The sequence below is a fragment of the Pseudomonas sp. CFBP 13719 genome (assembly GCF_014842095.1).
In the GTDB taxonomy this organism is placed as follows: Bacteria; Pseudomonadota; Gammaproteobacteria; order Pseudomonadales; family Pseudomonadaceae; genus Aquipseudomonas.
The window spans coordinates 1-14,228 of record NZ_JACYVB010000001.1; the positions used below are offsets into that span (position 1 = coordinate 1).

The window sequence follows — 14,228 nt, forward strand, 5'->3', positions numbered from 1 at the left end:
GCGAAAAAGGCGCCGCGGTGCATCAGGCAGACCGCGGTGCGCCCTTCGCGGCCGGTGACCGCTCCTACGGGAGAAGAAATACGCCAGGCCATCGTAGGAGCGGTCCGTGGCCGCGAAAAGGCGCTGCGGTGCATCAGGTAGACCGCGGTGCGCCCTTCGCGGCCGATGACCGCTCCTACGGGGGAGAAATACGCCAGGCCATCGTAGGAGCGGTCCGTGGCCGCGAAAAGGCGCTGCGGTGAATCAGGCAGATCGCGGTGCGCCCTTCGCGGGCAGAGACCCGCTCCCACAAGGGGGAGCGGCGCATTGATCTCACTGATGATCACTATCAAGCGCCGCGCCTCCCAGGCTGCGGCAACCCTCCCCTATAATCGCCGCCAATTCCCCGCTCTTCACGCCTGCACTCAGGCGACACGCCCCTTTGGAACCGATGCCCATGCCCACCCCTCACTCGGCCGCCCCCGGCCTTTCCGAACGTACCCCGCAAAGCGTCAAGCAACAGTGGCTGGCGATTTTGTCGGTCGCCGTCGGCGCCTTCGCTCTGGTGACCAGTGAATTCCTGCCCGTAGGCGTGCTCAACGATGTTGCCAGCGACCTGGGCATCACTGCCGGTCGTGCCGGCCTGATGGTCACCCTGCCCGGAATCATGGCCGCCCTTGCGGCGCCATTGCTGTCGGTGGGCATCGGTGCGATGGACCGTCGCTACCTGCTGACCGGTCTGACGCTGATCATGATCATCGCCAACACCATCGTGGCCTTCGCCAGCGACTTCAACGTCCTGCTGATCGGCCGCGTGTTGCTGGGGGTCAGCATCGGCGGCTTCTGGGCCACCGCAATCGCCTTGAGCGGTCGACTGGCGCCCAAGGGCGTCGGCGTCGCCAAGGCAACGTCGATCATCATGATGGGTGTGACCCTGGCCACGGTACTGGGCGTACCCGTCGGCACCTGGCTCAGTGGCCTGATGGGCTGGCGCATGACCTTCCTGGTCACCGCGCTGGTGGGCGTGCCGGTGCTGCTGGCGCAGATCTTCCTGTTGCCGCCGCTGTACCCGGACCGAGCCATTCGCGTCAAGGACCTGCCTGCGCTGTTCACCAATGCGCAGGCACGGGTTGGCTTGATCGCCGTATTGCTGATCGGCCTGGCGCACTTCGCCGCGTACACCTACGTGGCGCCGTTCTTCAAGCAGAGCGCCGGCTTCGATGGATCCACGATCGGCTCGCTGTTGCTGCTCTACGGCATGGCCGGCGTGCTGGGCAATGTATTCGCCGGCTTCGCCGCCAACCGCAGCGTGCGCAACACGCTGTTGCTGGTGGCGCTGATGATCGGCACCAGCACCGCCCTGTTCCCCCATTTCGCCACCGGTATCACCGGGGCTGCCATGCTGATAGCCCTGTGGGGCTTCGCTTTCGGCGCCTTCCCGGCGTGCGCCAGCATCTGGATGTTCGTGGTCGCGCCCAAGGATGTGGAGCGTGGCATGCCGCTGTTCGTTGCGCTGTTCCAGGTGATCATCGCCCTGGGTTCGTTCTTCGGCGGGCAGATCGTCGATCAGTTGGGGAGTTCGGTGTTGTTGAGCCTGGCCACGGCCCTGGTCGGCGCAGGGTTCGCCACGGTGTTGGTGTTGGGCCGCAATGTCAGCAACAACGTGGTGGCTCAACCCGCCTGAAGCTGGCTGCGCCGACGGTTGCCAGCAGGTCGTCGGCGCAGAAGCGGACCGCGCAAAAAAAAAGTTGAACTGCTTTTGCAGCCATTCACCTAATGATCAGCTTGTGAATATTCCCACAGGCACTGTGTCAATATCGGCACTTTCCCCAGAGGTGGTCAACGTGGCTAAAGACGAGAAGAAAACCAAAAGCGATGCTTCGAAAGCCAGCAAGGAAATGAAGGACAAAAAGTCGTCACCGGAAAAGAAATCTGCCGCAGCCTCCGCGCTTTCGAAGTCCTCCGACAAGGAGAAAAAAGACAAGAAGAAAGACGCCGAGCCGAAGAAAACTGCCAAGAAAGCCGACAGCAAGCCGGAAAAGGCCAAGAAGTCGGACAAGATCGAAAAAGCAGAAAAGCCTGCGAAGAAGAAAAAGTGATATCCGTTGTCTGCTAGGGCCTCGCGCCCTAGCGTCCTACCCCTTGATACCGCTGTTCCCCCCGAAATGTCACTTTCCTCGATAGCCAAGGCTTTATGCCAGGCTCATGCACGCGTCTGATTCACTACCACCAAGGTCAACCAAGGCATCCGATAGATCCGCACCGGCTGGGTACGCGCGAGCACATCGAGCATGCCGGGAATGTCGTCGAGGTTGAACACGCCACTCACTGCGGTACTCGGCAGCCTGCCGGCGATCACCAGCGAACCGGGCAGATAGCGTTCAATGTCCGCAAACACCTCGGCCAACGGCTGACGGTTGAAGATCAACTTGCCGCGCTGCCAGGCCGACGCGGTACCCAGGTCCAGGGCGCCAGTCGCCGAGGGTGCTGCTCCGGCAGCGTATTCAAGACGCTGGGCTGCCTTCAGGGGTACCACAGCCCCGCCAGACGAAACCTTCACTTCGCCCTCCGTCACACCTACACGCACCTGTTCACCCTGACGATCGACGTCGAAGCGCGTGCCCACCGCCTGTACGCTACCGCCCGAGGCCTGTACCACGAACGGTCGCGAAGCGTCCTTGCTCACCTGGAACAGCGCTTCACCCTTGATCAGGCTGATCTCGCGCCGCGTGGAGGAATAGTGAACCGACAGCGCCGAGCCGCTGTTCAACCAGACCTGGCTGCCGTCTTCGAGGGTCAGTGCCCGGCGCTCGCCGACCGGCGTGGCATAGTCGGCAAAATACACCTTGGCCGGCTCGCTCAACCCGGTCAGTGCCAGGGCGCCCACTCCCGTTGCCAGCGCTGCCCAGCGCAGCGGCCTGCGCGCGACACTGGCGGGTACGACGAAGCTCTGCGCGGAGCGCGTCTGGGGAAGTGCCTGCCACATCCGCTCGGCCAGGCGTGCCGCTGCCTCATGCTCCGCGCTGCGTCGGCGCCAGCGGGCGAAGGCGCGGTGGTCCGCCTCGCTGGCTCGGCCCGATGTCAGGTGCACCCAATGCTCGATGGCCTGATCTTCCAGGTCGATGGCAGAAGCGCTTGGCTTGATGGGCTCGTTCATGGTGTTCGGCTCGCGGGCGCCGCCGCATAGGCGTCAGTACCTTGCATTCTAAAGGCACTCCGACTGACGAAGCCAATCGCGGCAGTGCCGCATGGCGTGCACCATGTACTTGCCCACCGAACTTTCCGACACCCCGAGGCGCGTGGCGATCTGTGCGTGGGTGAGGCCTTCGAGGCGACTGAGCAGCAACGCCAGGCGGGCATTGCTGGGCAGGCACTGCAGGGCCTTGTCGAGCTGCTCGATGGCTTCGGCGGCGAGAAAGGAGCGTTCCGGCGAGGCCATGGGATCGCAGGGTTCCTCGTCGGGCTCATCGACCTGCAGCGAACAATAGCGCCGTTCCTGGCGCAGGCGGTCGATGGCCAGGTTGCCGGCCACGCGGAACACGAAGGCGCGGGGCTCGAGAATCTGCGCTGTGTCGTTCAGGCCAGCCAGGCGCACGTAGGTGTCCTGCGCCACGTCGGCCGCCTTCTCCACATTCCCCAGGCGCCGTGCCAGAAAGGCCAACAGGTCGGCGTAGTGCTCCTGAAAGACCATCAGCAGAGGGTTGGAGTTGGGTGACACGGACATGCGCACGGCCCCGGCGGTTGAGGCGCGCATCCTATCCCAGCTGAGAACAGTTATCATCAGAAACGCGGATGATAATGAAAATATTTTCAGTCTGGACGGCAAGGTCGGGTCACTTCGTTCGTCGTTGGAGTGAGAAGCATGATTCTCGGGCATTCCGCCACCATTGGCTTACGGACGTTTTTCAGATGCAGGCACGTTTCCCGTTGTTCACTCCCGTCACCGGTCGCACCCTGAGCCTGGCGCTGATGCTGGCCATGACAGCAGGCCTGCCGGCGCTTGCACCTCTGGCGCATGGCGCAGAGGCGACCACTGCCCTGGACCTGCAATCGGTAGAGCAGTCCCTGGATCAGGCGCTGACGCGGCTGGCAGACCAGGCCAACGTGCGTCTGATCTTCAACTCCTCGGATGTGGCCAACCTGCGCGCACCGGCCTTGAAAGGCCGATACACCCTCGACCAGGCCCTGGAGACGCTGCTGCGCGGCAGCGGCTTCGGCTGGCAGATGCTCGATGCACGCACCCTGGTGCTGCAGAAGCTGCCCGCGCGCGACGATCCCGCCATGGCTCTGGGCGCCACCACCGTCAATGCCATGAACGATCTGGGCAGCAGCACCGACGGCACGGGTTCGTACACCACCGGTAGCAGCAGTACCGCTGCGAAACTGAACCTGAGCCTCAAGGACACCCCGCAGACCGTCAGCGTGGTCACACGTCAGCTGATGGACGACAAGAAGCTCACCAGCCTGGACAAGGTGCTGGAACAGACCCCGGGCATCACGTTCCAGTACCGAAACTTCGGCGGGCATGTGTACACCTCCCGCGGTTTTTCGTTGCTGGCGGAGAGCTTTCTGGTGGACGGTGTGCCCGGCCAGGGCTATCAGATCACCGGGTGGATGAGGCCCGACACCGCCATCTACGACCGGGTCGAAGTGCTGCGCGGCGCGGCCGGCCTGCTGGTCGGTGCAGGCGAGCCCGGCGGCGCGGTGAACCTGGTGCGCAAACGGCCGACCGCCGAACCGCGACTGACGGTACAGGCCAGCGCCGGTTCCTGGGACCGCTACCGCATGGACCTGGACGCCAGCGGCAAGCTCAACGAAACCGGCAGCGTGCGTGGCCGACTGGTCACGGCCTACGAAGACAACGGTTCCTACCTCGATGAACGCAACACCCGCACGCCGCTGGTGTATGGCATCGTCGAAGCCGATATCGACACGGACACCACCGTGAGCCTGAGCCTGCGCCACCAGGAAAACGTCATCAACGGATATTCGATCTACGGCCTGCCGCGCTACAGCAACGGCAACGCCCTGGACATCTCCCGCTCCACCTCCCTGGTGCAGGATTGGAACCGCCATCAAAGCGAGATGAGCGAAGCGTTCGCGGAAATCGAGCACCGCTTCAACGAACGCTGGTCGAGCACCACCTCGGTGACCGTTTCCGAAGGCAGCTTCGATCAACAGATCGCCTACGCGCGACGCACCATCAGCCCGGTGACCAATACCGGCTCGGTGTTTCAGGCCGCACTGTTTCGCCAGGACAAGGTCACCAGCACCGGGGTGGACAGCCATGTCAGCGGCAATTTCGATGCTTTCGGCCTGACCCATGACGTCACCGTGGGCGGCACCTGGTCGCGCCAGGAAGCCAACACTCAGCAGGCCACCGCCAGCCTGGGCAACCGGCCACTGAACATCTTCAATGTCGACCACCATGCCATCGCCAAGCCTGCCAGACCGGCATGGAGCACCGACATCGACATGACCGAGGAGCGCGCGGGCCTGTACGCCAACTCGCGGCTGCGCCTCAGCGAACCGCTGAGCCTGGTACTGGGTGGTCGCACCAGCTGGTACGACTACAACTACGACATCAAGCGCGGCGCCGCCCTGCCCTACGAGTCCAAGGTGACACGCAAGGTCACCCCCTACGCCGGCGTGATCTACGACATCAGCGACGACTGGGCGTGGTATGCCAGCTATGCGGAAATCTTCAACGCCCAAGGCAATTACGTCGATACCAGCGGCACGCCGCTTTCACCCTCCGAAGGCGACAACTACGAGACCGGCATCAAGGGCGCGCTGCTCGACAATCGCCTGAACCTGTCGATGGCGCTGTTCTACATCAAGCAGACCAACGTCGCTCTGGTCGACCTGGCCAATACCAATTGCACCAGCAACGACTCCGAGGGCACCTGCTACGTCAACGGCACCATCAAGCGCAGCAAGGGCGTCGACCTGGAAGCCAGCGGCGAGATCCTGCCAGGCTGGCAGGTGTTCGGTGGCTACACCTTCAACCTGCTGCGCAACAATACCGAAGACGTCGAGGTGGCCTACGAGACGCCCAAGCACATGCTGCGCCTGCAGACCAGCTACAACCCGCCCGGCGCCTGGGACCGGCTGACCGTCGGTGGCGGCGTGTCGGCGCAGTCCTACTACAAGGCCTCGTCGACCACCGGGCTGGACTTCGGCAGCCAGGGCTATGCGATCTGGGATGCGCGCGTGGCCTGGAAGCTGGACGAGCACTGGAAGGTGCAACTCAACGCCGAGAACCTGTTCGACAAGCGTTACTACACCACTGCGGTAGCGGTCGACCGCTCGAACGTGTTCGGCGAGCCGCGCAGCTACATGCTGACCCTGCGAGGCGATTTCTGATCGCGTCGACTTCGGGATCGGTGCGCTGAACGGCTCCCTGCGCCGCTCCCTGGGCTGGCTGCACACCTGGTGCGGCCTGGTCTGCGGCTGGCTGCTGTGCGTGATCTTCCTGACCGGCTCGTTGAGCGTGTTCCGCGAACCCATCACCCGTTGGATGGAGGCACAGCCGATCGCCCCACTCGACGCCGGGGGGCCGGTGAATCAAGGTTCTGCTGCCTGGCAAGCGCAGCGCTACCTCTTGGCACACGGCGCCGGCGCGCGGCTGTGGCGGGTGGAGTTGCCAACGCACGCGGGCGAAGCCATACGCCTGCTGTGGCGGGACGCAAGCGGCACGTCGCAGGTCGACCTCGACCCTGCAACCGGTACTCCGGTGGTGCAAGGGGCGCTGCGCAAGACCGAAGGCGGCCGGCATTTCATGTCGTTCCACTACATGCTGCAACTGCCGGTGCTGGGCTTCTGGATCGTCGGCGCGCTGACCGTCGGCTTTTTGGTCGCACTGGTGTCGGGGGTAGTGATTCACCGACGTATCTTCGCCGACTTCTTTACCTTCCGACCCGGCCGCGGGCCGCGGGCCTGGCTCGATGCGCACAACGCCGCGGCCGTGCTGACCTTGCCGTTCCAATTGATGATCGCCTACACAGGCCTGTGCATCTTTGCCAGCAGTTACATGCCGTGGCCGGTGCACGCCGTGTACGGTTCGAACGACGGTGCTCATGCACGCTTCAGCTCCGACCTGGCGCCGCAGGCTCCGGTTGTGCGTAACACTGCGGCGCTCGACACCCTGACACCTGCGTGGGAGCGGCTGCTTGAACAGGCCCATGCATTGACCGGGCAGCCGGCGCAGATGCTGTTGGTGGACAAGCCTGGCACTGCCAGCGCCAGCGTGCGCGTCATCGGTCGTCTCGACCCCGGCCAGCCTTTGTCCGATCTATTCACGCCCCAAGCCAGCGTGCTGTTCGACGCGGCCAGTGGCGACGTGCTGCAACTCAGGCTGCCTGAACCGGACAGCGTGTCCATGGGCGCACGTATCGAAGGCGTGATGCGTTCCCTGCATTTCGCCGATTTCGGCAGTTGGGCATTGAGGTGGGTGTACTTCGCCAGCGGCCTGCTGGGCACGCTGATGATGGTTGCCGGCACGCTGCTGTTCTCGATCAAGCGACGGATCAAGGGGCAACACGAATTCGGCGCTGCGACCCGATGCTTCTATCACGGTATCGAAGCGCTCAACGTGGCGTGCAGTGTGGGCATTGGCCTGGCGTGCTGTGCCTACTTCTATGCCAACCGGCTGCTGCCACTGCAGTTGCCGGACCGGGCCAACTGGGAGATACGCTGTTTTCTGCTGATCTGGCTGGCGACCCTGCTGCACGCACTGTGTCGGCCGCGCAACCGCGCATGGGCCGAACAGCTCGGCTTGGCGGCGCTGCTGTGCCTGTGCCTGCCGCTGCTCAATCACTGGACCACGGGGCAGAACCTTTGGCGCTACGCTGCCGCCGGCGACTGGCAGCGCGCAAGTGTGGAAGCGGTAGCGCTGGGCTGCGGCGCAGTACTGGCAGGGGTGCTGATGAAACTGCAGCGGCGCCATCAGCGGCAGGGCCTGAGACCTTAGCCGAATCAAAGCCGGTTCAAGCCGCCGCAAAACTGTATACCATATGCGCTCAATCCCTCGAATGACCCAGCACCGTGGCCCAGACCAAACTCAACGCGCCGGACCTCGGCAACTCTCCCTCGACCTCGGAGATCATCACCCGGCACCTGCGCGACGCGATCGTTGCCGGGCACTTTGCCGAGGACGAACCGATCCGTCAGGACGACATCGCCCGCCAGTTCAATGTCAGCAAGATCCCCGTCCGCGAAGCGCTCAAGCGCCTCGAAGCCGAGGGGCTGGTCATGTTCCAGCGCAATCGCGGGGCGATGGTCACGCGCCTGTCGGAGTCGGAGCTGGCGCAGATGTTCGAAGTGCGCATGCTGCTCGAAGACAAGGTGCTGCGCCTGGCCATCCCGAACATGACCGAGGCGACTTTCACCCGCGCCGAGAGCATCTGCCGCGAGTTCATCGGTGAAAACGACGTGGGCCGCTGGGCCGAGCTGAACTGGGCGCTGCACGCCTGCCTCTACGAGCCCGCGCAACGGCCGTTCCTGGTGAGCATGATTCGTTCGGTCAACGATAAACTGGAGCGCTACTTGCGCATGCAGATGAGCCTGTCGGCCGGCAAAGATCGCGCGGACCACGAACACCGGGAGATTCTCCAGGCCTGCCGCGAGCGTAACGTGGAGCTGGCCGTGCGCCTGCTCGACGAACACATCGCCGGCGTCTGCCAGACGCTGTTCGAGCATCTGCCAAGCGCCCGCTGAACCTTGGCACTGTGCCGAATTCGTCATTGCCACGGGCTAAATAGCTCAAGCCGCAGTGGGCTATCTGCGCCATTCTAACGGTCACTTAACCGACCCGACGAGTGGCCCCATGACCCGCATCCAAGTGATCGATTCGCACACCGGTGGTGAACCCACCCGCCTGGTGATCGACGGTTTTCCCGAGCTGGGCACCGGCAGCATGGCCGAGCGCAAGCAATTGCTCGCCGAGCGGCACGACGCCTGGCGCGCCGCTTGTGTGCTGGAGCCACGCGGCAGCGATGTGCTGGTAGGCGCACTGCTGTGCACGCCGGTAGACCCGAACGCCTGCGCCGGGGTGATCTTCTTCAATAACACCGGCTACCTCGGCATGTGCGGCCACGGCACCATCGGCTTGATCGCCTCGCTGGCCCATCTGGGCCGGATCGGCCCGGGTGTACACGCCGTCGAAACGCCGGTCGGCACCGTCCAGGCCACGCTGCACGAGGATGGCTCGGTGAGTGTGCGCAATGTGCCGGCCTACCGTTACCGCAAGGAAGTCGCCCTGCAGGTGCCGGGCATTGGTTCGGTCACCGGCGACATCGCCTGGGGCGGCAACTGGTTTTTCCTGGTCGCCGAGCATAGCCTGGCGGTCAGCGGTGACAACCTCGACGCCCTCACGGCTTACACCGTCGCCGTGCAGCAAGCGCTGGAGGACCAAGGCATACGCGGCGAAGACGGCGGCCTGATCGACCACATCGAATTGTTCGCCGAAGACGAACAGGCCGACAGCCGCAACTTCGTGCTGTGCCCCGGCAAAGCCTACGATCGCTCGCCTTGCGGAACCGGGACCAGCGCCAAGCTGGCGTGCCTGGCCGCCGACGGCAAACTGCAGCCCGGGCAGATCTGGCGTCAGGCCAGCGTCATCGGCAGCGAGTTCGAGGGTTCCTATGAAACCCTGGAACACGGCAGCGACGGGCCGGTTGTGCCGACCATTCGCGGCCGGGCCTACATCAGCGCCGAAGCCACACTGATCCTGCAGGCCGACGACCCCTTCGCCTGGGGTATCCGCTTGTGAACGCCACGGCCGTGGCCGACGCCATCGTCATCGGCGCAGGCATCGTCGGCGCTGCCTGCGCCCAGGCCCTGGCCCAGCGCGGGCTGAGCGTACGGGTGCTGGACGCCGGCACGCCCGGTGCCACGGCCGCCGGCATGGGCCACCTGCTGGTGCTGGATGACAACGCGGCGGAACTGGCCTTGAGCCAATATTCGCTGCAGCGCTGGCGTGACATCGCCGGGTCGTTGCCCAACGGTTGCGCCTACCGCAGCAACGGCACCCTGTGGCTGGCCGCCAACGCTGAGGAAATGGCCGTTGCCGAGCACAAGTTCCAGGTGTTGCGCGAGCATGGCGAGGCCTGCGAAATCCTCGCTGGCAACGCTCTGCGCGAGCGCGAACCGTTGCTTCGCGAAGGGCTGGAGGGTGGTCTGTTGATCAAGGGGGACGGCATAGTGTATGCGCCGGCTGCCGCCCAGTGGATGCTCGACCATCCGTTGATCCGCCAGCAACGCGCCACGGTCACCGAGGTAGACGGCAACCGTGTGCGTCTGGCCGACGGCCAATGGCTCAGTGCTGGCATGGTGCTGTTAGCCAACGGCATCCAGGCCAGCGAGCTGTGCCCCGAGCTGCCGATCCAGGCCAAGAAAGGCCATCTGGCGATCACCGACCGCTACCCGGCGCAGATCACCCACACGCTGGTGGAACTGGGCTATGTCACCAGCGCCCACAACGCCAGTGGGCCGTCTACAGCCTGCAACATCCAGCCGCGCCCGACCGGACAATTGTTCATCGGCGCCTCGCGGCAATTCAACACCACGGATCCCGAGGTCGAGGGCTGGATGCTCGCCAAGATGCTCAGGCGCGCGGCAGAGTACGTGCCTGCGCTGAACACGCTGAACGTGATTCGGGCCTGGACCGGTTTTCGCGCCGCCAGCCCGGATGGCCTGCCCCTGGTAGGCGAGCACCCCCAGCGTCCGGGCCTGTGGCTGGCAGTGGGTCACGAAGGCCTGGGGGTGACCACTGCGCCGGCGACTGCCGATTTGCTGGTGGCGCAACTGTTCGACGAATCACTGCCGCTGGCGGCAGGGCCCTACCTGCCGCAACGTTTTCTCGGAGGGTCCAGCCATGCTTGAATTGACCGTCGATGGACGCACGCTGCAGGTCGCAGTCGGCACCAGCGTCGCCGCGGCACTGGCGATGGCCGGTGACGGTTGCACGCGCACCTCGGTCAGCGGCCAACGGCGCGCGCCGCTGTGCGGCATGGGTATCTGCCAGGAATGCCGTGTGACCATCGACGGCGCGCGGCGCCTGGCGTGCCAGACGTCCTGCCGCGACGGCATGCAGGTACGGAGCCTGCCATGATCGAGCACGTCGATATTCTCATCATCGGTGCCGGGCCGGCCGGCATCCATGCGGCGCTGGCAGCGGCACCCAGCGGCCTGCGCATCGTGTTGCTGGACGACAATCCGCTGCCCGGCGGGCAGATCTGGCGCGATGGCCCGCAGGCCTCGCTGCCGAACCAGGCCACCCAGCTGCGCCAGCGCCTGCAGGCGTGTACCAACGTGCAGATCCAGGGTTCCACCCGCGTGATCGCCCGGCCTGCACCTCATCAGTTGCTGGTGGAGAACGACGAGCGCGGCTGGATCATCGGCTATGCAAAGCTGATCCTGTGTACCGGAGCCCGCGAGTTGCTGTTGCCCTTCCCCGGCTGGACGCTGCCTGGCGTAACCGGTGCCGGCGGCCTGCAGGCGTTGATCAAGGGCGGTCTGCCGGTCGCGGGCGAACGCGTGGTGGTTGCCGGCAGCGGCCCGCTGCTGCTGGCCAGCGCCCACAGCGCAACGAAGCACGGCGCACGGGTCGTGCGCATCGCCGAGCAGGCCAGCACCCGCGCCGTGGCGGGATTTGCCAAGCAGCTGCCACGCTGGCCGCATAAATGGCTGCAGGCGTTGCAACTGTTTTCACCCGCCTATCGCACCGGCAGCCATGTGCTGGCTGCTCTGGGTGACGACCGCCTGGAAGGCGTACGACTGATGCAGCAGGGCCGAATCAGGGAACTGCCCTGTGACCGGCTGGCCTGTGGCTTCGGCCTGGTGCCCAACACGCAGCTGGGCGAGGCCTTGGGCTGTGCGCTGCAGGACCGGGCCATCGCCGTCGATGCCTGGCAGGCGAGCAGCCTGGCGGACCATTTTGCCGCAGGCGAATGCACCGGCTTCGGCGGCAGCGAGCTGGCCTCGGTCGAAGGCAGTATCGCCGGGCACGTTGCAGCTGGCGACCAGGCGGCGGCGCAGCGGCTTTGGCCACAGCGCACCCGTTGGCAAGGCTTCGCCGCCGCGCTGAACCGGGCGTTTGCCCTTGATCCTGCGCTCGCCGCCCTGTGCGCGCCGGACACTCTGGTCTGTCGCTGCGAAGACGTGCCGTTTGCGGCGCTCGCCGCCCATTGCAACTGGCGCGAGGCCAAACTCGCCACCCGCTGCGGCATGGGCGCCTGCCAGGGGCGGGTGTGTGGCGCCGCCACCGCGCACCTGTTCGGCTGGCAACCCTCGGCACCGCGACCGCCCTTCAGCCCGACACGGATCGAGACCCTGCTGCACCTCGACGGCCACCCGCCCTGCTGAACCCCGCTCTGCTGAATACAGTGTTCGGGCTTTGCGCAGCAGCCCGGCAGCACTATCCTGCGGGAGTCACTTCCGGACCTCGACCCCATGCTCGCCGCATTCCTCAGCGCCAGCCCGTGCCAACTACCGAACCTGCTGGGGAGCCTGCAACCCTTGGCCCCCTTGCTCGACGCCTTGACCGACGTGGTGTTTTTCATCAAGGACGACGCCGCCCGCTATGCCTTCGTCAATGCCACCCTGGCCAAGCGTTGCGGCTTCAAGACCAGTCAGCAGCTGCTGGGGTTGACCGCCGAGCAAGTGTTTCCGGCGCGTTTCGGCTCGCTGTACACCGAACAGGACCGCAAGGTCCTGGGTAGCGGCCGCGAATTGGCCAATCAGCTGGAGCTGCACCTCTATTATGGCAACCAGCCCGTGTGGTGCCTGACCCACAAGATCGCCCTGCACGATGAACAGGGTCGGATCATCGGCCTGGCCGGCATCTCCCGCGACCTGCAGTTGCCTCAGTCCAGCCACCCGGCCTTCGCGAAACTGGCGGCGGTCGACGCGCACATCCGTGCGCATTTCCATCGCCCGGTCAGCCTCGCGGAGCTGACCGCCATTGCCGGGCTGTCGGTCGCGCAACTGGAGCGTCACTGCAAGCGGATCTTCCACCTGACCCCGCGCCAGCTGATTCACAAGGCGCGTCTCGAAGAGGCCTCGCGCCTGCTGCGCGAGGAAGACCTGCCCATCACGGAGGTCGCCCTGCGCTGTGGCTACACCGACCACAGTGCGTTCAGCCGGCAGTTCCGCGCGCTGACGCACCTTTCGCCCAGCCTGTACCGCGAAAGCCACCGCTGATGTTCCGTTAGCGGGCAGTCAGCGGAGCAATGCTCCCTTATGTAACACCCCACCGCATCACACCCAACTCTTCCTCCGCCGTCGATCCTGAATGAATGCGCCCTGATTCAGGGGCTTACGACGACAGTACGGACATGGACAGAAACAGGCACGCCTGTTGCATTTGAAATATCGTATACGAAATTCTCAGATGCATTCCAGTGCTCACTCCATTCCGAGGCCTCCATGAAAACTCCTGCCTTCGCTGTAGCCCTAACCGCTGTGCTCAGTACTTCTTTCATGGCGACTGCCCAGGCCGACAAGCTGGACGACATCATTGGTTCCGGCAAGCTGCGCTGTGCGGTGACACTGGACTTCCCGCCCATGGGCATGCGCGACAGCGCCAACAAGCCTGCCGGGTTCGACGTCGATTACTGCAACGACCTGGCGAAGGTGCTGGGCGTCGATGCCGAAGTCATCGAGACGCCGTTTCCGGACCGGATTCCGGCGCTCATCTCGGGCCGTGCCGACGTGATCGTGGCCTCCACCTCCGACACCCTGGAACGAGCCAAGACCGTGGGCCTCAGCGTGCCCTACTTCGCCTTCCAGATGGTCGTGCTGACCCGCGACGACACCGGCGTCAACAGCTTCGACGACCTCAAGGGCAAGGCAGTGGGCAACACCAGCGGCACCTACGAGGCCATCGCACTGGAAAAGGATGTGAAGGGCTGGGGTAGCGGCAGCTTCCGTGCGTATCAATCGCAGAACGACACCATCCTGGCCGTCGCCCAAGGCCATATCCAGGCCACCGTGGTCACCAACACCGTGGCAGCCGCCACTCTGAAATCCGGCAAATACAAGAACCTCAAGGTCGCCGGCAATGCGCCCTACGTGATCGACTACGTTTCCCTGGGTGCCAAGCGCACCGAATACGGTCTGCTCAACTACCTCAACCTGTTCGTCAACCAGCAAGTGCGCAGCGGCCGCTACAACGAGTTGTTCGTCAAATGGGTCGGCACCGACATCGCACCCGCCAACCTCACCGTACCCAACGTCTACTACTGAGG

Annotated in this window: 14 protein-coding genes; 11 read left to right on the top strand and 3 right to left on the bottom strand. The window is 64.7% G+C overall.

Translation table 11 applies throughout. The features are described from left to right. A partial coding sequence (locus IFT57_RS26870; protein ID WP_207106056.1) for a hypothetical protein occupies nt 1-332 on the bottom strand: 332 nt, incomplete at its 3' end. Between the two features lie 104 nt (nt 333-436). On the opposite strand from IFT57_RS26870, the gene IFT57_RS00005 reads away from it, so the two are divergent. Continuing rightward, entirely contained in the window at nt 437-1,663 is a 1,227-nt protein-coding gene (locus IFT57_RS00005) for an MFS transporter (RefSeq protein WP_192149698.1), read from the top strand. 151 nt (nt 1,664-1,814) lie between these two features. Further along, nucleotides 1,815-2,078 carry a hypothetical protein gene (locus tag IFT57_RS00010; RefSeq protein WP_192047565.1) on the top strand — a complete coding sequence of 88 codons (264 nt, stop codon included), beginning with the start codon at nt 1,815-1,817 and terminating at the stop codon, nt 2,076-2,078. A 104-nt stretch (nt 2,079-2,182) separates the two neighbouring features. On the opposite strand, the gene IFT57_RS00015 is transcribed toward IFT57_RS00010, so the two are convergent. Continuing rightward, nucleotides 2,183-3,136, bottom strand: a complete 954-nt coding sequence (locus tag IFT57_RS00015) for a FecR family protein (protein ID WP_192149700.1) — start codon at nt 3,134-3,136, stop codon at nt 2,183-2,185. A gap of 48 nt (nt 3,137-3,184) precedes the next feature. Continuing rightward, nucleotides 3,185-3,703, bottom strand: a complete 519-nt coding sequence (locus tag IFT57_RS00020) for a sigma-70 family RNA polymerase sigma factor (protein ID WP_122796734.1) — start codon at nt 3,701-3,703, stop codon at nt 3,185-3,187. A 185-nt stretch (nt 3,704-3,888) separates the two neighbouring features. Between IFT57_RS00020 and IFT57_RS00025 the strand changes: the two genes are divergently transcribed. The 9 genes from IFT57_RS00025 (at nt 3,889) to IFT57_RS00065 (ending at nt 14,226) form a co-directional block, all read left to right on the top strand. Then, entirely contained in the window at nt 3,889-6,345 is a 2,457-nt protein-coding gene (locus IFT57_RS00025; RefSeq protein ID WP_192149702.1) for a TonB-dependent siderophore receptor, read from the top strand. 58 nt (nt 6,346-6,403) lie between these two features. Further along, nucleotides 6,404-7,951, top strand: a complete 1,548-nt coding sequence (locus IFT57_RS00030) for a PepSY-associated TM helix domain-containing protein (protein ID WP_274605174.1) — start codon at nt 6,404-6,406, stop codon at nt 7,949-7,951. 74 nt (nt 7,952-8,025) lie between these two features. Then, entirely contained in the window at nt 8,026-8,697 is a 672-nt protein-coding gene (locus IFT57_RS00035; RefSeq protein ID WP_122796736.1) for an FCD domain-containing protein, read from the top strand. 109 nt (nt 8,698-8,806) lie between these two features. Continuing rightward, on the top strand, nt 8,807-9,751 hold the full coding sequence (locus tag IFT57_RS00040) for a 4-hydroxyproline epimerase (protein WP_192149704.1): 945 nt from the start codon (nt 8,807-8,809) through the stop codon (nt 9,749-9,751). After that, complete coding sequence (locus IFT57_RS00045) at nt 9,748-10,863, top strand: FAD-dependent oxidoreductase (protein ID WP_192149706.1); 1,116 nt, start codon at nt 9,748-9,750, stop codon at nt 10,861-10,863. Before IFT57_RS00040 ends, IFT57_RS00045 begins: the two co-directional genes overlap by 4 nt. Then, nucleotides 10,856-11,092 carry a (2Fe-2S)-binding protein gene (locus tag IFT57_RS00050; RefSeq protein WP_192047320.1) on the top strand — a complete coding sequence of 79 codons (237 nt, stop codon included), beginning with the start codon at nt 10,856-10,858 and terminating at the stop codon, nt 11,090-11,092. Before IFT57_RS00045 ends, IFT57_RS00050 begins: the two co-directional genes overlap by 8 nt. Further along, entirely contained in the window at nt 11,089-12,345 is a 1,257-nt protein-coding gene (locus IFT57_RS00055) for an NAD(P)/FAD-dependent oxidoreductase (protein WP_192149708.1), read from the top strand. Before IFT57_RS00050 ends, IFT57_RS00055 begins: the two co-directional genes overlap by 4 nt. Nucleotides 12,346-12,432: 87 nt before the next feature. Beyond that, on the top strand, nt 12,433-13,182 hold the full coding sequence (locus IFT57_RS00060) for an AraC family transcriptional regulator (RefSeq protein WP_192149710.1): 750 nt from the start codon (nt 12,433-12,435) through the stop codon (nt 13,180-13,182). Between the two features lie 225 nt (nt 13,183-13,407). Then, nucleotides 13,408-14,226 (top strand): ABC transporter substrate-binding protein, encoded by an 819-nt coding sequence (locus tag IFT57_RS00065; RefSeq protein ID WP_122712864.1) that lies wholly within the window; start codon nt 13,408-13,410, stop codon nt 14,224-14,226. The last annotated feature ends 2 nt before the right edge of the window (nt 14,227-14,228 follow it).